Origin of the sequence: Halorubellus amylolyticus, assembly GCF_034808145.1 — an archaeon.
Taxonomy (GTDB): Archaea; Halobacteriota; Halobacteria; order Halobacteriales; family Natrialbaceae; genus Halorubellus.
In genome coordinates, this window is sequence record NZ_JAXHGM010000002.1 from 64289 (window position 1) to 88881 (window position 24593).

General features: G+C 67.9%; 27 protein-coding genes. 13 read left to right on the forward strand and 14 right to left on the reverse strand.

What is annotated here, in order from left to right; all coding sequences use genetic code 11:
- Positions 1–615 carry a 30S ribosomal protein S7 gene (locus SM754_RS06035; protein WP_323675325.1) on the forward strand — a complete coding sequence of 205 codons (615 nt, stop codon included), beginning with the start codon at positions 1–3 and terminating at the stop codon, positions 613–615.
- Positions 616–687: 72 nt separating this feature from the next.
- On the opposite strand, the gene SM754_RS06040 is transcribed toward SM754_RS06035, so the two are convergent.
- The 4 genes from SM754_RS06040 to SM754_RS06055 form a co-directional block, all read right to left on the reverse strand.
- A complete protein-coding gene (locus SM754_RS06040; RefSeq protein WP_323675326.1) occupies positions 688–1140 on the reverse strand; it encodes a hypothetical protein in 453 nt (150 codons plus the stop codon).
- A 290-nt stretch (positions 1141–1430) separates the two neighbouring features.
- Positions 1431–2603 (reverse strand): DUF7537 family lipoprotein, encoded by a 1173-nt coding sequence (locus tag SM754_RS06045; RefSeq protein WP_323675327.1) that lies wholly within the window; start codon positions 2601–2603, stop codon positions 1431–1433.
- A 107-nt stretch (positions 2604–2710) separates the two neighbouring features.
- The gene (locus SM754_RS06050) at positions 2711–3463 is read right to left on the reverse strand and encodes a DUF5781 family protein (RefSeq protein ID WP_323675328.1); all 753 of its coding nucleotides are present in this window, start codon (positions 3461–3463) and stop codon (positions 2711–2713) included.
- Between the two features lie 87 nt (positions 3464–3550).
- Positions 3551–3868 (reverse strand): hypothetical protein, encoded by a 318-nt coding sequence (locus tag SM754_RS06055; protein ID WP_323675329.1) that lies wholly within the window; start codon positions 3866–3868, stop codon positions 3551–3553.
- A 310-nt stretch (positions 3869–4178) separates the two neighbouring features.
- Between SM754_RS06055 and SM754_RS06060 the strand changes: the two genes are divergently transcribed.
- Positions 4179–6365, forward strand: a complete 2187-nt coding sequence (locus SM754_RS06060; protein ID WP_323675330.1) for an elongation factor EF-2 — start codon at positions 4179–4181, stop codon at positions 6363–6365.
- A gap of 102 nt (positions 6366–6467) precedes the next feature.
- On the opposite strand, the gene SM754_RS06065 is transcribed toward SM754_RS06060, so the two are convergent.
- Positions 6468–7643 (reverse strand): HD domain-containing protein, encoded by a 1176-nt coding sequence (locus tag SM754_RS06065; protein WP_323675331.1) that lies wholly within the window; start codon positions 7641–7643, stop codon positions 6468–6470.
- 236 nt (positions 7644–7879) lie between these two features.
- Here SM754_RS06065 and SM754_RS06070 point away from each other — a divergent pair, with 236 nt between their 5' ends.
- Together SM754_RS06070 and SM754_RS06075 are read left to right on the forward strand one after the other, a co-directional pair.
- Positions 7880–8356: a pyruvoyl-dependent arginine decarboxylase gene (locus tag SM754_RS06070; protein ID WP_323675332.1), complete on the forward strand. Its 477-nt coding sequence runs from the start codon at positions 7880–7882 to the stop codon at positions 8354–8356.
- A gap of 90 nt (positions 8357–8446) precedes the next feature.
- Positions 8447–8845, forward strand: coding sequence for a DUF5811 family protein (locus SM754_RS06075; RefSeq protein ID WP_323675333.1), 399 nt, complete (start codon positions 8447–8449; stop codon positions 8843–8845).
- Positions 8846–8919: 74 nt separating this feature from the next.
- Here the strand turns inward: SM754_RS06075 and SM754_RS06080 are convergent, their stop codons facing one another.
- Together SM754_RS06080 and SM754_RS06085 are read right to left on the reverse strand one after the other, a co-directional pair.
- On the reverse strand, positions 8920–9045 hold the full coding sequence (locus SM754_RS06080) for a hypothetical protein (RefSeq protein ID WP_323675334.1): 126 nt from the start codon (positions 9043–9045) through the stop codon (positions 8920–8922).
- 107 nt (positions 9046–9152) lie between these two features.
- A complete protein-coding gene (locus tag SM754_RS06085; protein WP_323675335.1) occupies positions 9153–9821 on the reverse strand; it encodes an alpha/beta fold hydrolase in 669 nt (222 codons plus the stop codon).
- A 119-nt stretch (positions 9822–9940) separates the two neighbouring features.
- On the opposite strand from SM754_RS06085, the gene SM754_RS06090 reads away from it, so the two are divergent.
- Positions 9941–10414 carry a GNAT family N-acetyltransferase gene (locus SM754_RS06090; protein ID WP_323675336.1) on the forward strand — a complete coding sequence of 158 codons (474 nt, stop codon included), beginning with the start codon at positions 9941–9943 and terminating at the stop codon, positions 10412–10414.
- Between the two features lie 69 nt (positions 10415–10483).
- On the opposite strand, the gene infB is transcribed toward SM754_RS06090, so the two are convergent.
- The gene (gene infB, locus SM754_RS06095; RefSeq protein WP_323675337.1) at positions 10484–12292 is read right to left on the reverse strand and encodes a translation initiation factor IF-2; all 1809 of its coding nucleotides are present in this window, start codon (positions 12290–12292) and stop codon (positions 10484–10486) included.
- 214 nt (positions 12293–12506) lie between these two features.
- Here infB and SM754_RS06100 point away from each other — a divergent pair, with 214 nt between their 5' ends.
- On the forward strand, positions 12507–12752 hold the full coding sequence (locus SM754_RS06100) for a PRC-barrel domain-containing protein (RefSeq protein WP_323675338.1): 246 nt from the start codon (positions 12507–12509) through the stop codon (positions 12750–12752).
- A gap of 5 nt (positions 12753–12757) precedes the next feature.
- Positions 12758–13216, forward strand: a complete 459-nt coding sequence (locus SM754_RS06105; RefSeq protein WP_323675339.1) for an NOB1 family endonuclease — start codon at positions 12758–12760, stop codon at positions 13214–13216.
- Positions 13217–13282: 66 nt separating this feature from the next.
- Here SM754_RS06105 and SM754_RS06110 read toward each other — a convergent pair whose 3' ends face one another.
- Both SM754_RS06110 and SM754_RS06115 read right to left on the reverse strand, forming a co-directional pair.
- Entirely contained in the window at positions 13283–14059 is a 777-nt protein-coding gene (locus SM754_RS06110) for a CPBP family intramembrane glutamic endopeptidase (RefSeq protein ID WP_323675340.1), read from the reverse strand.
- Positions 14060–14124: 65 nt separating this feature from the next.
- Positions 14125–15423 (reverse strand): phosphoglucose isomerase-related protein, encoded by a 1299-nt coding sequence (locus tag SM754_RS06115; RefSeq protein WP_323675341.1) that lies wholly within the window; start codon positions 15421–15423, stop codon positions 14125–14127.
- 143 nt (positions 15424–15566) lie between these two features.
- On the opposite strand from SM754_RS06115, the gene SM754_RS06120 reads away from it, so the two are divergent.
- Both SM754_RS06120 and SM754_RS06125 read left to right on the forward strand, forming a co-directional pair.
- Positions 15567–16172 (forward strand): DUF8056 family protein, encoded by a 606-nt coding sequence (locus tag SM754_RS06120; protein ID WP_323675342.1) that lies wholly within the window; start codon positions 15567–15569, stop codon positions 16170–16172.
- 37 nt (positions 16173–16209) lie between these two features.
- On the forward strand, positions 16210–16686 hold the full coding sequence (locus SM754_RS06125) for a DUF5812 family protein (protein ID WP_323675343.1): 477 nt from the start codon (positions 16210–16212) through the stop codon (positions 16684–16686).
- A gap of 49 nt (positions 16687–16735) precedes the next feature.
- Here the strand turns inward: SM754_RS06125 and SM754_RS06130 are convergent, their stop codons facing one another.
- On the reverse strand, positions 16736–17062 hold the full coding sequence (locus tag SM754_RS06130; RefSeq protein WP_323675344.1) for a DUF7968 family protein: 327 nt from the start codon (positions 17060–17062) through the stop codon (positions 16736–16738).
- Between the two features lie 153 nt (positions 17063–17215).
- Here SM754_RS06130 and secF point away from each other — a divergent pair, with 153 nt between their 5' ends.
- Both secF and SM754_RS06140 read left to right on the forward strand, forming a co-directional pair.
- Positions 17216–18121, forward strand: coding sequence for a protein translocase subunit SecF (gene secF / locus SM754_RS06135; RefSeq protein WP_323675345.1), 906 nt, complete (start codon positions 17216–17218; stop codon positions 18119–18121).
- Entirely contained in the window at positions 18121–19713 is a 1593-nt protein-coding gene (locus SM754_RS06140) for a preprotein translocase subunit SecD (protein WP_323675346.1), read from the forward strand. Before secF ends, SM754_RS06140 begins: the two co-directional genes overlap by 1 nt.
- A gap of 60 nt (positions 19714–19773) precedes the next feature.
- Here SM754_RS06140 and rnhB read toward each other — a convergent pair whose 3' ends face one another.
- Positions 19774–20427: a ribonuclease HII gene (rnhB, locus tag SM754_RS06145; RefSeq protein ID WP_323675347.1), complete on the reverse strand. Its 654-nt coding sequence runs from the start codon at positions 20425–20427 to the stop codon at positions 19774–19776.
- 105 nt (positions 20428–20532) lie between these two features.
- On the opposite strand from rnhB, the gene SM754_RS06150 reads away from it, so the two are divergent.
- Positions 20533–21312: a helix-turn-helix transcriptional regulator gene (locus tag SM754_RS06150; protein WP_323675348.1), complete on the forward strand. Its 780-nt coding sequence runs from the start codon at positions 20533–20535 to the stop codon at positions 21310–21312.
- A 29-nt stretch (positions 21313–21341) separates the two neighbouring features.
- Here the strand turns inward: SM754_RS06150 and SM754_RS06155 are convergent, their stop codons facing one another.
- Both SM754_RS06155 and SM754_RS06160 read right to left on the reverse strand, forming a co-directional pair.
- Positions 21342–22106, reverse strand: a complete 765-nt coding sequence (locus tag SM754_RS06155) for a hypothetical protein (protein WP_323675349.1) — start codon at positions 22104–22106, stop codon at positions 21342–21344.
- A 93-nt stretch (positions 22107–22199) separates the two neighbouring features.
- On the reverse strand, positions 22200–23513 hold the full coding sequence (locus SM754_RS06160; RefSeq protein WP_323675350.1) for a tRNA pseudouridine(54/55) synthase Pus10: 1314 nt from the start codon (positions 23511–23513) through the stop codon (positions 22200–22202).
- 123 nt (positions 23514–23636) lie between these two features.
- On the opposite strand from SM754_RS06160, the gene SM754_RS06165 reads away from it, so the two are divergent.
- Positions 23637–24593, forward strand: coding sequence for an ABC transporter ATP-binding protein (locus SM754_RS06165; RefSeq protein ID WP_323675351.1), 957 nt, complete (start codon positions 23637–23639; stop codon positions 24591–24593).

The following is a 24593-nucleotide window of genomic DNA, read 5'->3' on the forward strand; positions in this document are numbered from 1 at the left end:
ATGTCGGAAGAAGACACACCCGAACCCGAGAAGCCCGCCGGAACCGACGAGGAGGGCGCGCGCGCCCAGCTCTTCGACCAGTGGGACATCACCGGTATCGAGTACAGCGATCCGTCCACGGAGCGCTACATCACGGTCACGCCGATCGCGCACACGATGGGCCGTCACGCGGGCAAGCAGTTCAAGAAGAGCGAGCTCTCCATCGTGGAGCGTCTCGCGAACCGCCTGATGCAGACCGAGGAGAACACGGGGAAGAAGCAGCAGGCGCTCCAGATCGTGCGTGAGGCGTTCGACATCGTCCACGAGCGGACGGAGGAGAACCCGGTGCAGGTGCTCGTCGAGGCCGTCGAGAACGCGGCGCCGCGCGAGGAGACGGTCCGCCTGAAGTACGGTGGTATCTCGGTTCCGAAGGCGGTCGACGTCGCGCCGCAGCGACGTGTCGACCAGTCCCTGATGTTCCTCGCGGAGGGCGTTCAGGGGTCGTCGTTCAAGACGACGACGACCGCGGCGGAGGCGCTCGCCCAGCAGCTCACGGGAGCTGCGGACTACGACGTCCAGACGTACGCGATCAACCAGAAGGAAGAGTCCGAGCGCGTCGCGGCGGCAGCACGCTAATTTCGGTCTTTCTCTCTTCGTTCTCGACGGGTGGAGAGCGACCGGTTCGACAATCCGCGAGTCTGTACGCCGTCACTCGGGGCCGCGGCCGAGGTCGACGTCTTCGAACGCGCTGGGACGCTGGCCGTCGGTAGCGTACACGTAGAGTGCGAGGCGTGCGATGGAGCCGAGGGTCGTGGTGAAGAGGTACGCGACGAAGAGGAGCGACGCGGCGACGAGGAGGGCGCCGCCGAGGCCGCCGAGGACGACGATGTCGGCGGCGAGGATGGCGACGGGGAGCATGAAGAGGATGGTGACGATGCCGACGCCGAACGTCGCGCCGGCGGTCTCGCCCCGCGAAGCGACTAGGGGCGTCTCGCACCGCCAGGGACCCGGGAACGTTCGCCGAGGGGAGTGGCTGAAGTCGACGCCGCCAGCGGGGAAGGTGTCGACCTCGATTGCTCCGTGGCCGAACCGGGTTGGCTGGGTCGCTCGAACGCGCGTACGGACCGCTGCGACCCAGGTTGGACTCGGTGCGGTCGACACAAGAGGCTTCGCCGAACTGCCGCCCCACTCTCTCTAGAATTCGTCGCCGCTGTCGGATACGCCCCGTGAACCACCCGGTCCGGCACGCCAAACGTTAGCCACCGACCGGTCGTCAGTGAGTCGTTGGTCAGCCACTGAGCACGCGTCCGCCAGTAGCGTTGAGAAATCGCGATACTCCCGCCACTACGTGCAACCGTGCCACTCGGCGTGCGGTTCGGGAGACCCGTGCACTTGCTGCGGACCGGGAGACAGGTCACGATCCGGTGTTCGTTCTTCGGACGCTCGCCCCGTCACCCGACGGTCTCCCCTTCGACTACGCGGAGACTACCGACGTAGAGTCCGACGCCTGCGTTCTCTCCCCACGTCGAGTCGACTGGCTCTGTCGGCGGCGAGCCTTTGGAGATGCCGAGCTCTTTCTCGTCGGCGTCGGTGCGTTCGCCAGTCTTGTAGAGGTAGAACGTCGTCCCGACACTCGTCGACCCGTAAAAGAACCCGGTGAAGAAGTCCTGGTCCATCGCGAACAGCTTGAGGGGGACGCTTTCGCTCTCGCCGATGGTCTGCCCGCCCGTCTGCTCTAGCTCGATGTATCTCGAATCCGTGGATAGCGACGCGCTGAAACTCGACTCCTCTCGTTTCGCTTTCGATTTCCACGACGGCTCGGACATCGACGTCGACCCTATCTCGCGTGTGTTCACGGTGAACGTGCCGCCGTCGTCGCGTCCCTGAAGAGACGCCTCTATCTCTCGAACGATTCCTTCTGGCGTTACGAGCGCCGTCCCCGAGAATGACTCGAGCGGGAACTGAGACCGTTGAACGAAACGGTTCACACCCTTTGTCTGCTTGAGCGTTTCCGTATCCCAGACGCTGCTCGCTTCGAGGACGAACAATCGCTCTCCGTCGACGGTCTGGGTCCCCGTCGGTACGAAGTCCCCACCCAAGAACAGTGCGTTCAGAAGGTTCTCGCCGGTGAGTACCTTCGGGTCGTATCTGAACCTCAGATCCGTATCGTGAGCGTAGATCCGCTCCTCGCCGATCGTCTCTCGTTGATATATCTCCCCGTCCTCGACGAACGTCTCGCGTCGACTCGACGTCCCGCTCTGATTCGACGCCTCTACGAGCATCCGGCCGCGACCGTCGAACTTCGTTGTCCGATGAAGGAATTCCGTGTGCTGCGTCTCGACGCTCCGGGCCGTGCCACGCGTCTCTTTGCTGTGAGCGAGAACCAGAGCATCTGTCACGCCGTGCTCGCTGACCCCCGGCGGATACTCCGGTCCGTCGAAGTCCCAGGTACCCTCGACGTCGGTACCGGTGGCTGGGTCGTTCGTTGCGCTGGCGGCAGCGGTCTGCCCCGTCTCCGCAGTTTGTCCTGTTTCTGACAGCCGCAGACAGCCCCCGAGTCCCAGTAGGCCTGTCAGTCCTCCTGCCATGACGAAACGGCGACACATCGAGTCATCATCTTCCATCGTCTCGAACTACGCTCCTGCTGTCATAACTGTTGTTGTCGAACTTACTATTCCGCCGTGCTCTGGCGAGATATTCACTCTTTTGACAATTTAATGGTCCGCACTTCTTAATCCGCTGCTTGCTGTCCGCCGAGCGCGTACTCGCGGGTGACGTCGACGAGGGCTTTGCGGTACTCGCTCTCGGTGGGGTCGTCGCCGAGGTCGAGGAAGTGGCGTCTGAAGGAGTCGACGCTGACGCCGGGGGCGTCCTCGCCGGCGGCGTGCGCGAGGTCGTAGAGGCGGTGGTCGTCGGCGACGAGGTCGTGGCGTTCGCAGAGTGCGAGCGCGAACGCGGCGTTCACGGCGGTGATGTCGGGGTCGGCGTCCGCGGTGACGGGCGTCAGTCCGGCTCTGGGTGGGGTACCGTGGTCGCTGACGGCGGCGGCGAGGCTCGCTTCGAAGAACGAGACGAGCTTGTCGCTGTCGCCGAGCGAGAGCGTGATGTCGTCGGCGTAGATGTCCTTCATGTGGTTCGCGATCTGATAGCAGTGCGCGACCTTCCGGCGTTCGACGCTGTTCCCGGCGAGCCCGAGGTAGAGCGCCTCGTCGGTGCTCTGGAGGTGCGAGGGGTGTTCCTCCTCGTAGCGCGTCATGTGCGCGTACTCGTGGAGGGCGAGCTCGCGCGCCATCGCCGAGGTCGCTGCTTGCTGGGAGATGTTGAGGACGTGCTTGTCGTCGTAGTGCCCGGTCCACGTGCGTTCGTCGGGGTCGTCGCGGACGTGCACGTGCACGGGGAGGGAGACGTCGTACTCGGTCTCGAAGCGGTCCTGCGCGCCGAGGAACGGAGCGGGTGGCACACGACCCTGGACACGAACGTCCATGTTACAAGTTCCCAATGGTTCGTGCGCGTATGAGGGTTGCGGCCCCGGCAGGGACCCGTGGCTCGAGTCCCGAAAACGCGACCGCGCTCACGCGACGTCGCGGGTGTCGATGATTCGAAGCTCGCCCGCGTGCAGGTTCACACCCGTGTCTGAGGACCACGTCTCGACCGGGTCCGTCGACGGTTCGGTACCCTTCGAGATACCGAGCTTCGGGCTCCCGTACTCGGTCGTCTCGGTGTCGGTGTCGGTCGATTCCTCGGTCGTGGACCGTTCGGTCGTCGCCTCGTCGACGGTCGTCGCGCCCCCGTCGTCGCCGGTCGTGGTCGTTCCGGTCGGTTCCGCCTGACTCAGCCGCAGGCACCCCGACAGACCGAACGCGCTCGCCACCGTTCCGGCGGCGAGCACCCGTCGACGCGTCGTGTCCTCGTCATTTATCGTGATGTCGTACCGTAGTCACCGGGATAACGCTTCTCGCCGTTTCGAGCCGCGACCGGTTGGGACGGCCGCGAGCGATGCGGACTCCTCGACGCGACCCGCTGCTGACGGGCCCGTCCGCCCGACTGCTCCCGTTCTCGTGACGTCGCTCGGGACGCCAGCACCGTGCGTACCATTGACGCACTGAGGGGTTCTGAGACCCGCGAAAACCGCTGTTTCGCGCCCTCGGTGCGAATCGAAAACAGCATACTTTTACACGGCGTGACGGTATCCAACACCAATGGGCCGACGTAAGAAGATCGTCGAACAGTGCGAACGGCTGATGGACAAACCGGAGAACATCCGGAACATCGCCATCGCCGCGCACGTCGACCACGGCAAGACGACACTCACCGACAACCTCCTCGCCGGCGCCGGGATGATCTCGGACGACACCGCGGGCCAGCAGCTCGCGATGGACACCGAGGAGGACGAGCAGGAACGCGGCATCACCATCGACGCGGCGAACGTCTCGATGACCCACGAGTACGAGGACACCAACCACCTCATCAACCTCATCGACACGCCCGGCCACGTCGACTTCGGTGGCGACGTGACGCGAGCGATGCGCGCCGTCGACGGCGCGCTCGTCGTCGTCGACGCCGTCGAGGGCGCGATGCCCCAGACGGAGACGGTGCTCCGGCAGGCGCTCCGCGAGGGCGTGAAGCCGGCGCTGTTCATCAACAAGGTCGACCGCCTCATCTCCGAGCTCCAGGAGGGCCCCGAGGAGATGCAGAACCGCCTCCTCTCCGTCATCAGCGACGTCAACGAGCTCATCGCCGGGATGACCGAGGAGATGGACGACGTCGACGACTGGACGGTCAGCGTCGAGGAAGGCACCGTCGGCTTCGGGTCCGCGCTCTACAAGTGGGGCGTCTCGATGCCGTCGATGCAGCGCACCGGCATGGACTTCGGCGACATCATGGAGATGGAGCGCGCGGACAAGCGCCAGGAACTCCACGAGAAGACGCCGCTGTCGAACGTCGTGCTCGACATGGTCTGCGAGCACTTCCCGAACCCCGTCGACGCGCAGCCGATGCGTATCCCGCGCATCTGGCGCGGTGACGCCGAGAGCGAACTCGCGGACACGATGCGGATGGTCGACGAGGACGGCGAGGTCGTCCTCATGGTCACCGACATCGGTATCGACCCGCACGCCGGCGAGATCGCCGCGGGCCGCGTGTTCTCGGGGACGCTCGAGAAGGGCCAAGAGCTGTACGTGTCCGGGACGGCCGGGAAGAACCGCGTCCAGTCCGTCGGGATCTACATGGGTGGCGAGCGCGAGGAAGTGGAGCACGTTCCCGCGGGGAACATCGCCGCCGTCACCGGCCTGAAGGACGCGATCGCCGGGTCGACGGTCTCCAGCGTCGAGATGACGCCGTTCGAGTCCATCGACCACATCAGCGAGCCCGTCATCACGAAGTCCATCGAGGCGAAGAACATGGACGACCTGCCGAAGCTCATCGAGACGCTCCGTCAGGTGTCCAAGGAGGACCCGACGATCCAGATCGAGATCAACGAGGACACGGGCGAGCACCTCATCAGCGGCCAGGGTGAACTCCACCTGGAGGTCCAGACCCAGCGTATCGAGCGCAACCAGGGCATCCCCGTGAACACCGGTGAGCCGATCGTCGTGTTCCGCGAGGCCATCCAGCAGGACAGTGGCGAGGTCGAGGGCATCTCCCCGAACCGCCACAACCGCTTCTACCTCGAGATCGAGCCGCTCAGCGAGGACATCGTCGAGAGCATCAAGCACGGGAACATCTCGATGGACATGCCCGAACTGGAGCGCCGCGAGGCACTCCAGGAGGCCGGCATGGACAAGGACACGAGCCAGGACGTGGAGACTATCCACCGGACGAACATCCTCGTCGACGAGACGAAGGGTATCCAGCACCTCAACGAGACGATGGAACTCGTCGTCGAGGGGATGGAGGAGGCGCTCGACGACGGCCCGCTCGCCGCGGAACCCGTCGAGGGTGCACTCATCCGTCTGCACGACGCGCGTCTCCACGAGGACACCATCCACCGCGGTCCGGCGCAGGTCATCCCGGCCGTCCGGAACGCGGTCCACAACGCGCTCGTCAAGGGGAAGGTCCGACTCAAGGAGCCGATGCAGGACGTCCGTATCGACGTGCCGAACGAGCACATGGGTGCGGCCTCCGGCGAGATTCAGGGTCGCCGTGGCCGCGTCGACGACATGTACCAGGAGGGCGACCTCATGGTCGTCGAGGGCGAGGCGCCCGTCGAGGAGATGATCGGGTTCTCCTCCGACATCCGTTCCGCGACCGAGGGTCGCGCGTCCTGGAACACGGAGAACTCCGGGTTCCAGTTCATGGCTGACAACCTCCAGCGCGAGCAGATCATGGAGATCCGCGAGCGCAAGGGAATGAAGCTCGAGCTGTACGAGCAGGTCGACTACATCTAACGCTCCGACCCCAGGCGGTTCTCTCTCTCTTCGTTCTCGACGTCGTGGAGCGGTAGCGTTCGCGGTCGTTCTCGTGTCGGTGACGTCGATAGGACGGGTCGCTCAGAGCTCGAAGTGGTCTCGTGCCGCTGCTTGCACGGTGTCGACGTCGCCCTGTGGGGCATACACTCCGAGAACCGTGTTCCGCCACTGTACGTCGACGAGGTGCGACGGCGTCGGCGAGATGTCCGAGAAGTCCTGTACCCCGTCGGGCATCGAGATGCGGACGCGCGTGCTCTCACCGGCAGGGAGCGACGGGAGGTCTACGATGACGCGTTGCGGACTGATGCCAGCCTGGGCCGCGATCTGCGCTTCGATACGCGTCGGGTCGTCGTACTCGGTCGCGATCTCCGAGAGCCTGTCGCGCCCGATGGCGTTCTCGTTGACGTAGAGCGCTCGTTTGTACAGGTTCCGGTTCGCGATCCGCGTGTACAACCCCTCGTCTGCCTTCGCCGGGATGCTCTCGTGGCCCTCGTGTTCCAGGAGACGCGTGTGGAGCTGGTAGTCGTCCCACGTCAGAACGTCCTCGGCCGTGTATGCGGTGTTGTCGAGGAAGTCGTCCACTGCCCGTCGAAGCATCGCCTCGGCGATGCGCGTGGCGTGGTGCCCGGCGATGGTCTTCATCATCCTGAGCCGCGCCGAGAACATGTCCTCGATCGCTTGCACCGCTTTCTTGTCGAACACTATCTGGTCGTCGCGTCGCTGCGCGAACTTGACGATGGTCCGGACGTCGACGCTGCTGTTCCGGAACCCGGTCCGACGCGAATCCCGCTGGAGGTAGTCGAGCCGGTCCGCGTCGATGTCTCCGGCGACGATATCGTACCTCGTGTTCCCGTGGATGATGTCGATGACGTACTCCGGGTCCGGCTCGTACAGGGCTTCGAGCTCGCGGATGATCCGCTCGGACTGCCGTTCGTGCTCGAACCCCAATCTCTCCTCGATAACGCCCTCCAGGGCATGAGAGAACGGCGAGTGACCGACGTCGTGTAGGAGGCCCGCAATCCTGTACGCCTGGACCGTGTCATCGGGAAGACCCAACGACGTGGCCAGTTCGCCGGCGAGATGCATGACTCCCAGCGAATGTTCGAACCGGGAGTGCGTGGCGCTCGGATACACCGCGTCCGACAACCCGAGGTGGGCGATTCGGCGAAGTCGTTGAACCACTGGCGCGCTTATCACGCGCAGCTCCATCTCGTTGACCGTGATGAACCCGTAGAGCGGGTCGCGGATATTTTTCACAGGCCTGGTCTATGTCAGTATTCGTGTAAACGATACCGGAACCCCACCGAGGTCCGGTATCGAACGTGGTACTCGGAACTGCTGCCACCAGCGTCGTGAACGGACGAACGCACCGTCTTCTCCCTCGAGTCGAGCGCCGCATCGTTTCGCGCTCTGCGAAAGGCGTTCCCTCTCACGGAGTTCGACGGTGCCGACGGAATCGCAACGCCCAACGGCACGCCGCGTCGAGGGGTGGTATGGATACGATTCGCGTCGTCTGGGGGTCGGGGACGGGCCCGACGGAGATGGCGAGTTACGACGCGGCGCTCGCGGACGCCGGCGTCCACAACTACAACCTGGTGTCGGTGTCGTCGATGATGCCGCCGGATGCGGACGTGGAGCCGGTCGGGACGGCGCCGGCGTTGGGCGAGGTCGGTGGGCGGTTGACGGTCGTGGAGGCGCGGGCGACGGCGAGCGAGCCGGGGCACGTCTCGGCGGGGTTGGCGTGGGTGCAGTCGCCCGATGGCGGGTTGTTCTACGAGGCGGCGGGGCCGACGGACGCGGCGGACGTGGAGGAGCGCGTCCGTCGCGGTGTCGCGGCCGGGCAGGAGTTGCGTTCGGCGTGGGCGTTCGACGACCCGCGGGTGCGCGTGCAGTCCGCGGAGGTGGAGCCGGGGACGCACACGACGGCTGTCGTGCTCGCGGTGTACGGGACTGCTGACGCGCTCGTGTGACGTGAGAAGGAGAGCCGCGCGGGCTGTCGTCGGAGCTACCTCGACCGAACCTTTTTCAGTCGGCTGGCGCGTAGGAGTGGTAGCTCTGCGATGAATGGAAACACGCCGTACGCTGGACTGCCGGGGATCACGCAGGCCGGGAAGCGAAACGTCGAGGACGTGCCGGAGCTGTCGACAGCCGAGAAGAGTGCGCTCCGGCGGGACGTGTCGGCTATCGCGGCGCAGACGCGCGAGTTCCTCCCGAAGGAGTACATCGTCGACGGCGACGTCCATCAGGGCGTGGCGGGACCGCAGGCGCGTATCGCGGTCCAGCCGCCGGTCGGCGACCCGGTGAGTGCGGGGTTCACGCCGGAGGCCGAGGACCTGAATCTCGACGAGCCGTTCATCGACGCGGACGAGCAGGCGGAGGTCGCTCGCGGACTCGCGGCGAGTGCGGCGTTCCAGGTGAAGCAGGCGTTGCAGGGGTCGGTGACGCCGACGGCGCGCTAGACGCGACGGTTCTCGTTCTCGCGGGTCTTCGTCGCGACGAGTGAGAGCCGTCGACGGGGGCCGGCGTCGCGGCGTCAGGCGGTGTCGCCGTCGGCGACCGCGTCGAACGCGCCGGTCTCGACGTCGTACTCCCACCACGCGAGCCCGGCGGCGTCGGCGGCTCGGTCGCGCGGGTGCTCTCTCTCCTCGTCCCGCCCCATACCTATCACTGAACGTATGTATGTGGTGCTACTACAATACCACTTCGGCGTTCCCGTCGGCCACCGAGTGAGGCGCCGGGTCGTGGCCGTTCCCGCCCCGGCCGCGGTCAGTGCTCGCCGGCGAGCGCCGCGACGGTCTCCGCGACGACCACCCGCCGCCGCGCGTTGAACGAGTGGTTCTCCCCCGGGAGCACGCGCAACTCGGCGTCCGAGAGCGCGTCCGCGAGCGCCTCGGCGTGCTCCGGATAGAAGTGGTCCTCGTCGCCGTACAGGAGCGTCACCGGGACGTCGACGCCAGCGACGTCCGTCGGCGCGATGTCGAGGCCATCGTCGAGGTCGTCCAGCGGAACGTCGCGTTGCTCGTCGAGCCCGGAGTCGTCGGCGAACACGACCGCCGGCGCCCACCCGAGCACGCGCTCGACGCGCTCGGGGAGGTCGGTGAACGCGATGCGGCCGCCGAAGCTCTTGACGAGCAGCGAGACGTGCTCGTACCCGCGGTCCGCGGTCTGGTCGACCGCGGCCTGGAGTTCCGCCTGCAACGCCGCGAGCGTCTTCGCGTCGAGCTCGTCGCTGCTCGTCCAGGACTCGTAGCGGAACGAGGCGACGCCAGCGTTCGCTAACTCGTACATCGTGATGTCGAAGATATCGCCGAACGGCCCGTGGCCCGCGCCGGGAACCACGACCACGCACGCCTCCGCATCACCAGCCGGCGGCGTCACGAACCGACCTTCGTACGTCTCTCCGCCGACCTCGAAGTCGAGTTGCTCTAGCGGCATGGACTCAGAACGAGTAGCACGAGAGACATAAACCCTCGTCGCGGCGACGAGACCACGACCGACGATACCAAGCCTCACTGCACGGGAACGTTTACGCCGCCGACGCCGCCACTCCCGACATGGACATCCGCGAAGCCACCCTCGACGACGCACCCCTGCTAGCCACCGAGTTCTGGTATCCCCTCGCGAAACAGATGGAGCAGTACTCCGACCTGAACGAACTCCACGACGGCGCCGCCGAGCAGGCCGTCGGCGGCTTCGAACGCCTCCTCGACAGCGACGACCACCGCACCTTCCTCCGCGAGGTCGACGACGAACCTGACCCCATCGCGTTCAGCCACCTCGAGTTCGGCGAACATCCCTCCCGCGAACGCGGCGACTACCTCAAGATCGTCGACCTCTACGTCAAAGAACCACACCGTGGCGACGGCCACGGCACCGCACTCCTCGAACACGCCGAAACGCTGGCCGACGCCGAAGACTGCGACTTCCTCAAAGTCAGCGCCGAATGGCAGAACGAACCCGCACGCGAATTCTACGAGCACCGCGACTACGAACCCAAGCAGGTGACGTTCGCGAAACCACTCGACTGACGGCCGAAAACCCGTCGTTCGAACGCCGAAACGGCCGCCTGGCGGCGGCCGTATGCCAGATGAGTCAGTTCACTTCCCCCAGAACGGGTCGCGCTTGCGCTGCTTCTCCAGGTATTGATTCAGCGCCTCTCGTTCGTCCATCGGAATCTCTTCCTTCAACTCTTGTTCGAGGATTTTCGCGTGCTTCTCGGGGATCTCGATCCAGAGTTCGTCGCCTTCCTCGATCTGCCGGCCGACGGTCGGGCCGTCGATGGCGAGGCTGACGCGGCTTCCGGCGCGGGCCTCGTCGACGTCCTCGCCGTTCTCTTGGATGCCTTTCAGTTGGCCGACGCGCGTCGGCTCGTTCCCCTCGAACTTCACGACGTTCATGTTGTTCTTGACCGTCCCCGAGAGGATCTCCGTGCCGACGACCGCCGGGTCGTTCTGCCGGAACGTGTGGTCCATGAGGAGCTGGAACCTGGCGGGGCGCGTGATGTTGTCGAGCACCGTCTCCTGTTGCTCGCGCTCTATCTCCTCGACGTATTCATCGTACTCCTCGACGAGCTGGTAGATGACGTCGCTCTCGAAGATGCGGACGTCGCTCTCCTCGACGCGACGCTCCGTGTCGTCGAGCACGTCCACGTTGAACGCCAGGATCGTCTTGTTCGTGTCCTCGTCCGCAGTGGAGGCGACGGAGACGTCACGCGGCGCGACCGCACCCACTTCGGCGCGCACGATGGGGATCTCGGCCTCCTCGAGCGCGTTCGCCATCGCCTCCAGACTCCCGAGCGTGTCCGCCTTCACGACCACGCCCTCCTCGGCGGTCTCGACCGCGATCTCCGCGAGCTCGCTCCGGACCTCGCGCTCGACCTCCTCGACGGGCCGGTCGCGGACGACTCGAATCGGCGCGCCGGACATCGCCTCGTCGAGCTCCGGCGCCGCGACCTTGATACCGGCCGCCGCGACGACCTCGTCGACCTGCTCGAACCGGCTCTCCGTGCGGATCTCCGCGAGCGGCCGCGGCTGCAGGAGCGCGCGGACCTCCGTCACGATCGGGTCGTTCTCCCCGCCGACGACGATGACGTCGTCCGCGCGGATGGTGCCGTCGTACAGGACGATGTCGATGGTCGTCCCGAACCCCTTCTCGTCCTTGACCTCGAGGACGGTCCCGACGCCGGGCCCACCGACGTCGACCTGCATCTCGTCCTTCATGTAGCGCTGCGCGAGCCCCATCATCACGGTGAGGAGGTCCGGGACGCCCTCGCCAGTCATCGCGGAGACGGGAACGACGCCGACGTTCTGCTGGAAGTTCCGCACCTGCCAGTACATGTCCGCACTGAAATCGTGGTCGCTGAGTTCACCGACGATCTCGTACAGCGACTGGTTGAGTTCCTGCTTGACGCGATCGGACTGGGTCTCCATCGACTGCTGGATGGGAGCGTCCTCGACGGGATTCCATCCCGGGAGGGTGTCGACCTTGTTCGCCGCGACGACGAACGGCGTCTGCGTGCGCTTCAGGATGTCGAGCGCCTCGATGGTCTGCGGCTGGAAGCCGTCGTTCACGTCGACGACGAGGATGGCGATGTCCGCGAGCGCACCACCGCGCGAGCGCAACGTCGTGAACGAGTGGTGGCCGGGGGTGTCGATGAACAGCAGTCCGGGGAGGTCGAAGTCGGTCGGGTCGACGAGACTCCCCGCGATGTCGGAGATGACGTCGAGTGGCACCGCGGTGGCGCCGATGTGTTGGGTGATCGCGCCCGCTTCGCCCTCGATGACCGCGGACCCGCGGACCTTGTCGAGCAAGCTCGTCTTGCCGTGGTCGACGTGACCGAGGACGGCGACGATGGGCGTGCGCAGCGTGTCTGTGCCGGGGTCGCCGGCGTCCGATGAGTCCGACATGGTGACCACCCAGAAGGTATACTCAGAACCTTCTCGCGCCGGCATTTAAGATTGCCGTATGCGTCCGTCCGGACGCCATCACCCCGGTCGACGACCGCTCCGCCACGCGAGTTCGCGTCCCGCCTGCCGGCTCTGTGGGCTCGCACTCGTAGCCGACGTCAGGCCGGCTGACGACCCCGTGGCGTTTATTAGCCGTCGTTCGGTACGGGAGGGTATGCCCGATATACTTGCCGAGAACATCTCGGACAAGGCCGTCATGGGGTCTGACGGCACCGAACTCGGCGCGCTGTACAACGTCACGATGGACCTGAAGAGCGGCGAACTCCACGACCTCATCGTGGAGCCCCACGAGGACACGCCGACGCGAACCATCGATTACGACCGGGACGAACAGGGCCGCTTCCGCGTGCCGGTGTCGCGCGTGCAGGCCGTGAAGGACTACATCGTCGTCGACCGCTAGCTCGGATGAAGGTCCTGGACTCTTCTGCGTTCATCAACGAGTATCACTCCGAGGACGAGCTCGCGACGATACCGCTCGTTCGCGAGGAACTGACCGACGAGAGCGGGTATCGGTTCGACGCGATGGAGGGCGCGGGCATGCGTATTCACATCCCGGACGCCGGCACCGTCGAGCGCGTGGAGCGCGCCGCGCGCGAGACCGGTGACCTCGCGGAGCTCTCCGATACGGACGTCCGCCTTGTCGCGACGACGTTCGAGCTCGACGGGACCCTCGTCACGGACGATTACGCGATGCAGAACGTCGCCGAGCGACTGGACGTGCGCGTCGAGGTCATCGCACGCGACGGCATCAGCGAGCAACGCGACTGGGTGTTCCAGTGCGCGGGCTGCGGGCGCGAGTTCGACGAGAACAAGGACCGCTGCCCGATCTGTGGGAGCGACCTCACGCGGAAGAACCCGAGCTGACGTCCGGTCGCGACGACGCGTCGACCGGTGACGGCGTCGACCGACAGCGGCCGTCGTCGCGGGGGCTCAGAGGAGGGTTGGCGCGACGAGTCCCGCGGTCTGCTCGACGTACTCGAACCCGAACAGGATGGCGTTGTAGCTCCCGTGGACGAACGCGGGAACGAGGAGGTTCTCGGTGCGTTCGTAGACGGTGCCGAGGACGAGCGAGAGCGTGAAGATGACCGTGAGCGTGGCGACGAGCTGGCCGGTGGTCCCGCCCGTGGAGTACGCGGGGATGTGGACGAGCGAGAAGATGACGCTCGCTGTCAGGACCGCCATCCAGCGTGGCGCGTGCTCGTAGAGCGCCTTCTGGACGACGTTCCGGTACAGGAGCTCCTCGCCAGGCCCGATGATGAGGAGACTCAGGGGGACGAGCGGGAGGAGCAGGGACGGTTCGGACGCCGCGGCCTGCGTCGTCGAGTGCTGGCTCGTGGAGATACCGAACGCCTCGAACGCGACCGAGATGACCTGGAGGAGCGCGAACAGCGCGACGATACCGCCGACCGCCCACGCGACCTCGCGGAGCGTCGGCGTCCGAACGTCGAGGAACGACAGCGACCGGTTCGTGTACGTGAGGTAGATCCCTGCAGTCATCGTCGTCGCCAACCCGAGCGCGACCGTCGACAGTATCTGCTGGCGAGCTCCCGACAACGGCGGCTCCCAGACGACGTCCGTCACGAGCCCGTAGACGACCGTCTGCCAGACCGCGATGGCGAAGATACCGACCGCGCCGACGAACGCCATCGCGAGCGCCGCGGCCACGAACCGACCCGGCGACCACCCTTCGCGCGACTCGACGGACATGCTCGCCCGTAACGCCTCCGCCGACATAGGCCCTTCCGTTGCGCGACCGCCACCGGGACGACCAGCTACTCGATCACGAGTTCGTCCTTGGCGGCGACGGCGTCGGCTTCGTCGTAGTCGCCTTCGCCGAGCAGGCCACGCGCGGCGTTCTTCCCCCATTCGACGGCGGGCTGGACGAACGTGTCGACGCCGTAGAGCTCGCCGGCGAGGACGCACGCCGCTTCCATCGCGTAGAGGAGCGCGCCGAGTTCGCGCTCGTCGACGCGGTCGAGCGCCACGCGGACGCTCGGGCGGCCGGCGGCCGCGAGGCTCGCTTCCGTGGCGTCGAACTCCGCGTCCATGAGTTCGCCGAGGCCGGTGCCTTCGAGGTACGCGAGCTCCTCGGCGTCGCTCTCTGGTATCGCGTGGTCGTCGCGCTCGGTGGGGCGGACGAGCGTCACGAGCTTGTCTCTGGGGCCGGCGCGGTAGAGCTGGAGCTGGGAGTGCTGGTCGGTCGCGCCGAGCGCTCTGGCCGGGGTCTGTCCGAGCCCGTCCTTCCCGAGGCTCTCCGCCCACAGCTGGGCGAACCACTCCGCGAACGTCTCCAGGCGTTCAGCGTACGGCATCATCGCGTTCACGCTCGCGCCGCGCTGGTCGAGCGCGTACGCCACCGCGCCGTACGCGTACCCCGGATTCGAGTGCAGGCTCGGGCCGAGCTTCTCGCGTTGCTCGCTCGCGCCGGCGACGAGCGCGTCCAGGTCGTGTCCGCAGACGCTCGCCGCCGCGAGGCCGACCGTCGACAGCGCCGAGAACCGGCCGGGGACGCCCTCGGGCTGGGGGAGCGTCGGGAGGTCGTGGCGGTCGGCGAGCCGCCGGAGCGGCCCGCGATCGCCCGTGGTGACGAACGTGCGCTCGGTCCAGTCCACGCCCGCGTCCGTCATCGCGTCGCGGACGACGAGGAAGTTCGCGAGCGTCTCGGCCGTGGTCCCCGAGCGCGAGACGACGTTCACGGTCGTCGACGCGAGGTCGACGGCGTCGAGCAGTCCCGTGACCCACCCGGGGTCGACGTTGTCGAGGTAGTGCGCGTCCACGTCGGAGCCGTCGGCGAGCGCGTCCGTGATGGTCGCGGCGCCGAGCGCGCTCCCGCCGATACCGACGCTCAGGAGCGTCTCGGTGTCCGAGAACGCCGCCGTGGTCTCCCGGATGGCGTCCACGTCGACGTCCTCGGGGAGCGCGAGCGCGGCGTACCCGTGCTCGCGGGCGTCGATGCCGCGCCGGATGCGGTCGTGGGCCGCCGCGACCTGGTCGTCCAGCCGGTCGAGCGCGTCCCGCCCGATGCCGGGAGACGCGGTCTCGGCGAGCGCGTTCGCGATGTCAACGTGCATGCGGGGAAGCGCGCCCGGCGGCGACAAGGGTCTTGCCATCACCGCCAGCCGCCATCGACGTTCGAGAGGTCCTCGGACGCTCGCTCGCGGTGCGCGCCCGGCAACCACGCCGCTTTTGACCGTCTCGCCCCAACCGTCGAGGGATGACAGAGGACGGCGTCGCGGCCGCGGAGGGCGCTCGGAGCAGCGACGACGCCGACGAGAGCGACGGCTCCACGTACGGCGGGCTCGTGACGGCGTTCCCGTACGCGCTCCGCGAGACCGATTCGCGGCTGTTCACGCTCTACGCGACCCTGAGCGGCCTGCTCGCGACGCTGCTCGCGTTCTTCTTCGCGGCGGCGGTGACGGTCGCGGTCTCGAACACGCTCGGCGCTGGCGGTGGGACGTTCACGTTCGTCCGGTCGTTCTACGTGTTCGTAGCGCTCGCCGTCGTCGCCCCCATCGTCGCCCCGGTCCTGTTCGTCGCGCGCGAGCACCGCCGCGGTCGCGGCGACGCCCAGTTCGACCACCGGATGGCGCTGCTGGGGTTCGTGTACTTCCTCGCGCTCTACGCGGCGGCGGTCATCTCGATGCCGCCCGAGTTCACGCTCGACGGCGAGGTCACGACGCGCCCCGACCCCAGCGGCCTGTTCGCGCCCGTCGTCCGCGTCCTGTACGCGATGCCGCCGCTGACGAGCATCCTCCCGCCCGCGCTCGTCGGCGTCGCGATGTACCTCCTCGACCGCCGGCACAAGACGCCGAGCGCGTGACGAAACCCCGAAGGGCACCGAGGGGCTACCCGTGGGCATGACTGAGACGACCGCGACGTTCCTCGTGACGGAGGCCGACGCCGACAGCGCCGTGTTACGCGACGTGGACGCCGGCCAGGTGTACACGCTCGCGGACAACGACAGCGAGTTCGAGCCGGAGATGGTGGTCGGCGCCACCGTGAAGCCGGTGCCGCCGATGGACGTCGTCTACGAGCTCGTCGACGTGGACTACGCGCGTCACGTCGACGTCGTCGACACGGACCTGTCGCCGACGAAGCAGGCGATGGAAGCGGCGGAGTCGCTTTCGGTCGGTGAGGTAGAGCGCATCGAACGCGAAGGCACCGGCGAACTCCACGTCCTCTCGGTGCCGCCCGAGGACACCGAGCAGGCCGCCCAGGACGTCATCACGGACGCGGAGACCGTCGCTCGCGCCGGCCGCGTCGGCGCCGTCCGCGTCGAGGTGCGTCGCGACGCCGACGCTGGCGTCCTGAACGTCCGCTACCTCCCCGACTGACCGCGGCACGCATCGCTCGCGTACGGTCGGGGCCGTCCGCGCTCTGGCCCTATCGGTCGGCCGCTTCCGGTGCCGGGCCGTCCGCGCTCTGCACCTTCCATCCACCTTCGAGGTCGCACGCCTCCCGGACGGTGTACTCGATCTCGGTGTCTGGTCCCATGCGGTCGCCGCCCTCTACCTCCTCGACGCGCAGCGGGACGTCGTACGTGCTCCCACAGCAGCCGATGTCGACGAACTCGGTCCACGTGTCGCCGCGCTCGACGTCGTCGTGGACGCGACGCAGCCACGCGTGGAAGTGATCCGTGTCCACCTGTTGCCGACTCCAGTCCGAGAGGTCCATCGGGTACGAGAGCACGACGCGGGACGCGGTACTCATGACGACGCGTACGGCGTCGGCGGACAAAAGCGTGCGTCGCGATGACGCGACGCTCGCGCAGTCGCTCCCGACCCCAACGCACCGGCTGCGTGGGTCGCCGGGAGCGGAGGAGAGATAAGAAGGCTTACTTTCGCCCGCGGCGGACCGGGCGGCATGAGCAAGTTCGAGGTACCGGAGGTCGACTACGAGCGGTACTCGAACCGCCAGCTCGCGGCCATTCCTCTCGCCGTGTTGGCCGTCGCGCTGGTGGTTCTCGTCGCTCTGTACGTCACCACTGGTTCACCGGTGCCACTGGGTATCGACTTCACGGGTGGGACCGAGTTGACGGTGCAGACGGACACGCCACGCGGCGAGATCGGGGCGGCGTTCGACGTGGAACCGGCGAACATCCAGGCGGCCGCGGGGACCGCCGAACCGCAGTACCTCGTGACGTTCGCCGACACTGGCAATAGCACGAACGGAAGCATCCTCGCCGATCAGGCGCGAGCGAACCTGGAACCGACCTGTGAGAACGCCGAGGAGTGCGCGGTCGTGCAGTCCCGGCAGTCGACGACGCCGCGGTTCGCGTCGTCCGCGCAGCAGACGGCGCTCGTCGGCCTCGGCATCGCGTTCGCCGGGATGAGCGTGCTCGCGTTCGCGCTCTTCCGGTCGTTCGTGCCCTCGATCGCTATCGTCATCTCGGCGTTCTCCGACATCGCGGTCCCGCTCGCGATCATGGGACTGGTCGGAATCAACCTCTCGCTGGGCACGGTCGCGGCACTCCTGATGCTCATCGGGTACTCGGTGGACTCCGACATCCTCCTGAACAACCACATCCTCCGGCGCGAGGGCGGGTTCTACGAGAGCACCGCTCGCGCGATGCGGACCGGTGTGACGATGACGCTCACGTCGCTGTCCGCGATGGCGGTGATGGCGGTGACGGCGTACCTCTTCGGGATCGACCTGATGGCCTCGATCGGTATCGTCCTCGTCCTCGGTCTCGCGACCGACCTGATGAACACGTACATGATGAACTTGAGTCTCCTTCGCTGGTACGAGCTCGGTGAGGTGAGCAACTGATGGCTGACCTCCGTAGCAACTGGCGCGTGGTCTTGCTCGTCGTGATGCTGTCGATGAGCGCCATCGTGCTGTTCGTGCCGTCGGCGACGCTCGGCGAGAGCGAGGTGACGGGGCCGACGAACCTCCAGTACGGCCTTGAACTGAACGGTGGGACGCGCATCCGGACGCCGGTGACGGGGATGAGCGCGACCCAGTTGGACGTGCAGCGGGCGGACGATGACGTCGTGCGGAACGTCTCCGAACGCCTCGGCGTCCCGTCGCTCGACGTCGCGGTCCGTGACTGTACGGCGTCGAACGTCGACTGTCGGACCGAGGAGGGCCACGTCGTCGAGGTGTTCAACGACTCGGTGAGCGCGGACCAGTTCGTGTCGGCGTTACGCGCCGAAGGCATCACGCGTATCGACGGGACGCAGGTGACGACCGAGCACGTGCGCGACGACCCGTCGCCGGAGACGTACGCGCGGATGGCGTCGAGCATCCAGAGCAAGCTCGACGCGACCGGGCTCTCCGGTGGTACGGCGACGGTGGCGTCCGCGGCGAGCGGTCAGCGGTACGTCGTCGTCGAGGCGCCGAACCGGGAGCCGGAGGCGCTCGTCGAACTCCTCGACGAGCGTGGGCTCGTCCAGCTCGCGGTCCGGTATCCGGGGAACGAGTCGATGCAGGAGGAGGTGCTCGTGGACGCGAACGGCATCCGGACGGTCGACCCGCCGCGGCGCGCGCAGGCCGGGTCCGGCTGGGAGGTCCCCGTGAAGCTCACCGAGCGGGGCGGGGAGCGATTCCAGAACGTCCTGAACCGCGTCGGGTTCACGAGCGACCGGAACTACCAGTCGTGTCCGGCGAACGCGTCGGCGACCCGCACCCGGAACGACGACGGGTACTGTCTGCTGACGGTCGTGAACGGTGACGTGAAGGGTGCGTTCTCGATGGACGGACGGCTCGCGCAGACGATCCGGAGCGAGCAGTTCGCGAACGACCCGCGGTTCTTCTTCACCGCGGGGAACCAGAGCGAAGCCCAGCGCATCCAGACGAACATCGAAGCGGGTGCGCTGCCGGCGCCGCTCGACCTCAGCGAGCGCCAGACGTTCACGCTCGAGGGCGCGCTCGCCGACCAGTTCAAGGTGAACGCGCTCATCACGGCGATCGTCGCGGTACTCGCCGTGTCGTTCACGGTGTACATCCGGTATCGGAGTGCGACGGTCGCTGCGCCGATGGTCGTCACCGCGCTCTCGGAGGTCGCGCTCCTCCTCGGGTTCGCGTCGATCGTCGGCCTCCCGCTGGACCTGAGTCACATCGCCGGGTTCATCGCGGTCATCGGGACGGGGGTGGACGACCTCATCATCATCGCCGACGAGGTGATGGCGGAGGAGGTCTCCAGTCAGCGCGTCTTCCAGTCGCGCTTCAGGAAGGCGTTCTGGGTGATCGGGGCGGCGGCGGCGACGACCATCGTCGCGATGAGTCCGCTCGCGGTCCTGAGCCTCGGGGACCTCCGCGGGTTCGCGATCATCACGATCCTCGGTGTCCTCATCGGCGTGCTCGTGACGCGGCCGGCGTACGGTGACATCCTCCGTGCGCTCGTCACGGGCGACAAGTAAGCTCGCGGTCGGCTCTTCGATCGGCTCGCGGTCGGGTCTCGTTTCTCGGTGGTCGGTCGGCTAGAAGTCGTCGAGTCCGGACTGTTCGGCGGCGGCGAGGAGGTCCTCGCAGGTGCTCCATGAGCGGCGGGCGAACGCGGGGAGGTCGCCGTGGGCGTCGACGTGGTCGGCGAGGAACTCGCGCGTGGTCGGGTCGCTCGGGTAGCCGGAGCCGACGTCGACGTCGCCGAGGCCGTGCGCGTCGGCGAGGGCGGCGACGTGGGCGTCGCGGGCGATCTTTGCGACGACGCTGGCGGCCGATACGACCTTGTGAGTCGAATCTGCGCCGTGTTCGGCGGTGACGTCGACGTCGACGGTCGCGTGGTCGCGGACGCGTCGCGCGAACCGCGCTTCGCTGGTGTCGCCGGCGTCGACGACTCCGGCGTCGCCGTCCCGGGCGACCTCGGAGACGGCGTCGGCGTGCGCGTCGACGGTGAGCGTGTTCATGTCGGTGCTCGGGTCGTCGATGCGCGCGGGTGGTATCTCGGCGACGGCGACGCGAACGCGGTCGTCTTCGCGGAGCGCGGCGTCGATGCGGTCGCGCGTGTCGACGTCGAGTCGCTTCGAGTCGTCGACGTCGTCGGGGAGGACGCTCGGGTCGTCGACGGCGACCGCGGCCGCGAACATCGACCCGAGGACGGGTCCTTTGCCGGCTTCGTCGGCGCCGAATCGCATACAACGGGTTCGGTGGGGGACCCACTTGACCGTTCCCCGTTCAGTATTCTCTAAATAAGTTGATGGAATAAACTTACTTTCGCGGCCGTTCATGGGCGTACATACATGGGCGTCTTCGATGCGGTGTTCACGTCGTCGGTCAGGCGGACGGTGCTCGCGGAACTCGGCGAGCGCCCGCGGCAGCGTCGCGACCTCCTGGACGACGTGGACGCGAGCAAGTCCGCGGTGTACGACGCGCTGAACGAACTCCGGGACCGCGACCTCCTCCGCGAGGGTCGGTCGCGGCGCTGGGAGACGACGGGGCTGGGCGACCTCGTCGCGGACTACGTCGCGGCGCGCGAACGCACCGGCGAGGTGCTGTCGACGCACGCTGACTTCTGGGCGACGCACGACGGGACGGCGCTCCCGGAGCCGTTCCGCGCGTCACTGGGTGCGCTCGCGGGCGCCGAACGCCTCGACTCGCCGGACGCGGAACCGTTCCGCGTCGTCGGTCGGGTGGTGGACGTCGTCGAGCGCGCGGACCGCGCGGCGCTCGCCACCCCCGTCTATCACGACCGGTACGCGGCGGCGCTCGAACGCGCGGCGTCGAACGCCGAGGTCCGGCTGGTGCTCGCGCAGTCGGTCCTCGACGAGGTCGAGGAGCGTGCGGACGCGGACTGGGGAGCGGTCGACCCCGATGTGCGCGTCGCAGACCCCGGCGTGACCGTGCTCGTCACTGACGAGTCGGTGCTGCTCGCGCTCCCGCGAGAGGACGGGACGCACGACCTCGAGGCGATGCTCCTCGCGGACACGGACCGCGCGCGCGAGTGGGCCGAGCGCGTGTTCGAGGCGTACTGGCGGGCCGCGACGCCGCTCGGCGAGCCGGAACCGGCCGCCCGGCACTGACGACCGCTCGGCACTGAGCGAGCTCTCGGTCAGCGCGCTTCGACGACGGCGCTACAGCGCAGGCAGAGCACCGCGGGGGAGTGGTAGTTGACGTCGGTCGCGTCGCAGGCCGGACACCGGTAGCCCGTGTTGTACTCGGTGGAGGCGCGTGCCGCGTGAAGTTTCCCGTCGCGGACGCGCGCGTCGACGAACTCGGGGAGCTTCGAGCGCAGGAATCGCACGCGACGGGCGAGCGCGTCGCCGCCGGTGCCGTGGACGTCGTCCCAGGCGACGTCGTCCGGTCGCGACAGGTGCGTGAGGAGGTCGGTGCCGGCCTGGTGGACGGGGCGCGTCGTCGCGCCCGCGGGGTCGGCGACGTCGGCGTCCGCGTAGGCGTCGCGGGCGCGGTCGAACGCGGCGGTCGCGGCGTCGGGGTCGTCGGCGAGGACGCGACAGACGCCGACGAGTTCCTCGCACGCGCCCTCGTCGACGCGCTCGGTCGCGACGTGCTCGCGGGCGTCCGCGGCGACGAGCGCGCCCTGCGCGGCCCGGTTCTGCGCTCGCCCGGTCGCGTCCGCGAGCCGATGACAGACGCTCGCGCGACAGAGGTGTGCGACCGCGACGCCCACCTCGGTGCGGTCGCCGAACGCCCCGTACCCGAACCCCTCGTAGCCGGCGAACGTCGCGAACGCCGCCTGCACGTAGGCGTCCGCGGCCGTCCGCCAGTCCTCGCGGGCGAGCGCCAGCACCGCCCGGTCGCCGTGCGGTCGGCCGTCGTCGTCACCGTTCGAGCGGTCGCCGTCGTTCGAGGTCACGCACGACGGTTCGACGGCCGCGGTCACGTACGTTCGGAATCGCACGCCGACAGCGGGGTCGATGCGCTGCAATCCGAGGGAGAACTCGACGCGCTACTTGAGGTGGTCGTCGGTCGCGAACGCCTCGTCCTCGCCCTCGACGCTGAGGACGTCGAGCGCGGTGACGACCGCGTCCACGCCGAGGAGGCCGGCGAGGCTCGGTTCGGTCCGGCCGTCGTCGCTGCTCACGAGCTCCTTGATGTAGAGGCCGCCCTCGCCGTGGACGTCGACGGTCGCGTGCGTCTCGTCCTCGAGCTCACCGCTCGCGGCGTACACCTGGCGCGTCCGGTCGATGCTCGCGCGGCGATGGTCGACGCGCTGAGGCGTGTGCTGCGTGATGGTCGCGCCCTCGAGATCGTCGAGTGCGGTCTGGAGAGCGTCGTCAGTGACGGGTTCGGCGAACTCGACCTCGGCGCGGTACGTCTTCGACGCGTCGAGTTCCTTGACGCGCTCGACCATGTCGTGCTCGGCGAGCGCGAGGTCCTGGACGGCGACCGCGCCGTCCGCGTCGTCGTTGATCGCTTCCTGGAGGGCGTCCACGTCGACGTCGCGCTCCCCGGGGTGTTTCACCTCGACGACGAACGGCCGGCCGTCGCCGAGCATCAGCGCGTCGACGTCCTCGCGGCCGGCCCCGTGGAACACGGCCTCCGAGCCGTCCATCGTCTCCCGGACGTGCGGTGCGACGTACCCCTCGACGCTGTCGTCGTAGAGGTAGCCGCTGCCGCCGCAGTGCTCGCAGGGCTCCTCGCCGTCGTCGCCGAGTTGCTTCCCGCTCGCACCGCACTCGCGGCACGGCCACTCCGTCTGCGGGATGTCGCGCTCCAGTTTCTTGTAGCGCCCGTAGACGAACGCGGGGTTGACCTGGACGTCGACGGCGTGCGTCGACGGGTCGACGTCGGCCGCGTCCAGGTCGACGATGGCGAGCACGTCCGGCCGGTCGAAGTCCACCTCGGTGTCGGTGAGCCGCCCGAAGCGCTTCCCGACCTCGCGGTTGAACTCGGACTTGAACAGCTCGCCCGCGTCGGGTTCCATGCCGGCGTCCTCGCGGAGCAGGCGGTCGTTCTCCTCGACGAGCGGCGGTGCGCGCGTCCCGACCTGGTACGTCGCGAACTCGACGCCCTCGACGGACTCCGCGGCGAGTTCCGCGTACTCGCCGTACTGGCCGGTGAGCCCTTCGCACACCCAGCAGGCGTCGCGCTCGGGCGGCTCGTGGGGGTCGTCGTCGGCGAGCGCGGCGGCGACGCGCAGGCTCTTCCCGCGTTCGTCGTTCGTCAACCCGAAGCTCCGGTCCGCGAACGGCCGGCCGAGACAGGCGTCGCACAGCGGCCCGGTCGCGAGCAGGTCGCGGGCGGTAGCGAGTACGTCCATTGGGAACGTCGAGGTGTTCACGGCGTTAGTTCCTTGCCATCTCGGTCCACGTCGACGATGGGCCACGCGACCCGCTCGCCTCGTGTCCAAGATTATATACAAACTCGTCGGGAACTCCTGGACATGTCCGCCGCCCTCTCGGTCGATTCACTCCGGAAACGGTACGGTGACACCGTCGTGGTCGAGGGCGTCGACTTCACCGTCGACGCCGGCGACGCGTTCGGCCTCCTCGGCCCGAACGGTGCCGGGAAGTCGACCATCATCGACCTCGTGCTCGGGCTCGCCACGCCCACGACCGGCACCGTCCGCGTCTTCGGAACCGACGTTCGCGCGGCACCACGTTCCGTCCGCGAGCATCTCGGCGTGCTCCCGGAGCGCTTCGACTTCTACGACGGACTCACCGGCCGCGAGAACCTCGCGGCGTTCCTCCGACTCGAGGATGCCACCGAGGACCCAGCGGCCCTGCTCTCCCAGGTCGAACTGGACCCCGACGCGTTCGACCGCACCGTCGCGACGTACTCGAAGGGGATGCGGCAACGACTCGGCCTGGCGACGGCGCTCGCCGGCGACCCGGACCTCCTGATACTCGACGAGCCGACCTCCGGGCTCGACCCGTCCGGTATCTCGCTCGTCCGGGACCTCATCGCGGACCGGACGGCGGCAGGCACGACGGTGTTCTTCTCCAGCCACCGACTGACGCAGGTGCAAGCGGTCTGTGACCGCGTCGGCGTCCTCCACGACGGCCGGTTCGAGGCCGTCGGCGACGTCGACGCGCTCCTCGGACGGCTCGATTCCCCGGAACGACTGCACGTCTCGACGGAACGACCACCCGACCCCGCGGTCCTCGAACGACTCCGCGACACCGCCGGCGTGGCGGCCGTCGAGGTCGACGACCGGACGGTCTCGGTCGACTGCCGGGAGTCGACGGCGAAGGCGGACGTCGTCGAACGCCTCAACCGAACGTGTGGCGTCCGGGACTTCGGCGTCGACGAGCGGACCCTCCAGCACGTGTTCGACGACGTCCTCGGCGAGGACGCGGCGGCCGACGGGAACCGGCACGTCCGTCTCGAGGAGGCCTGA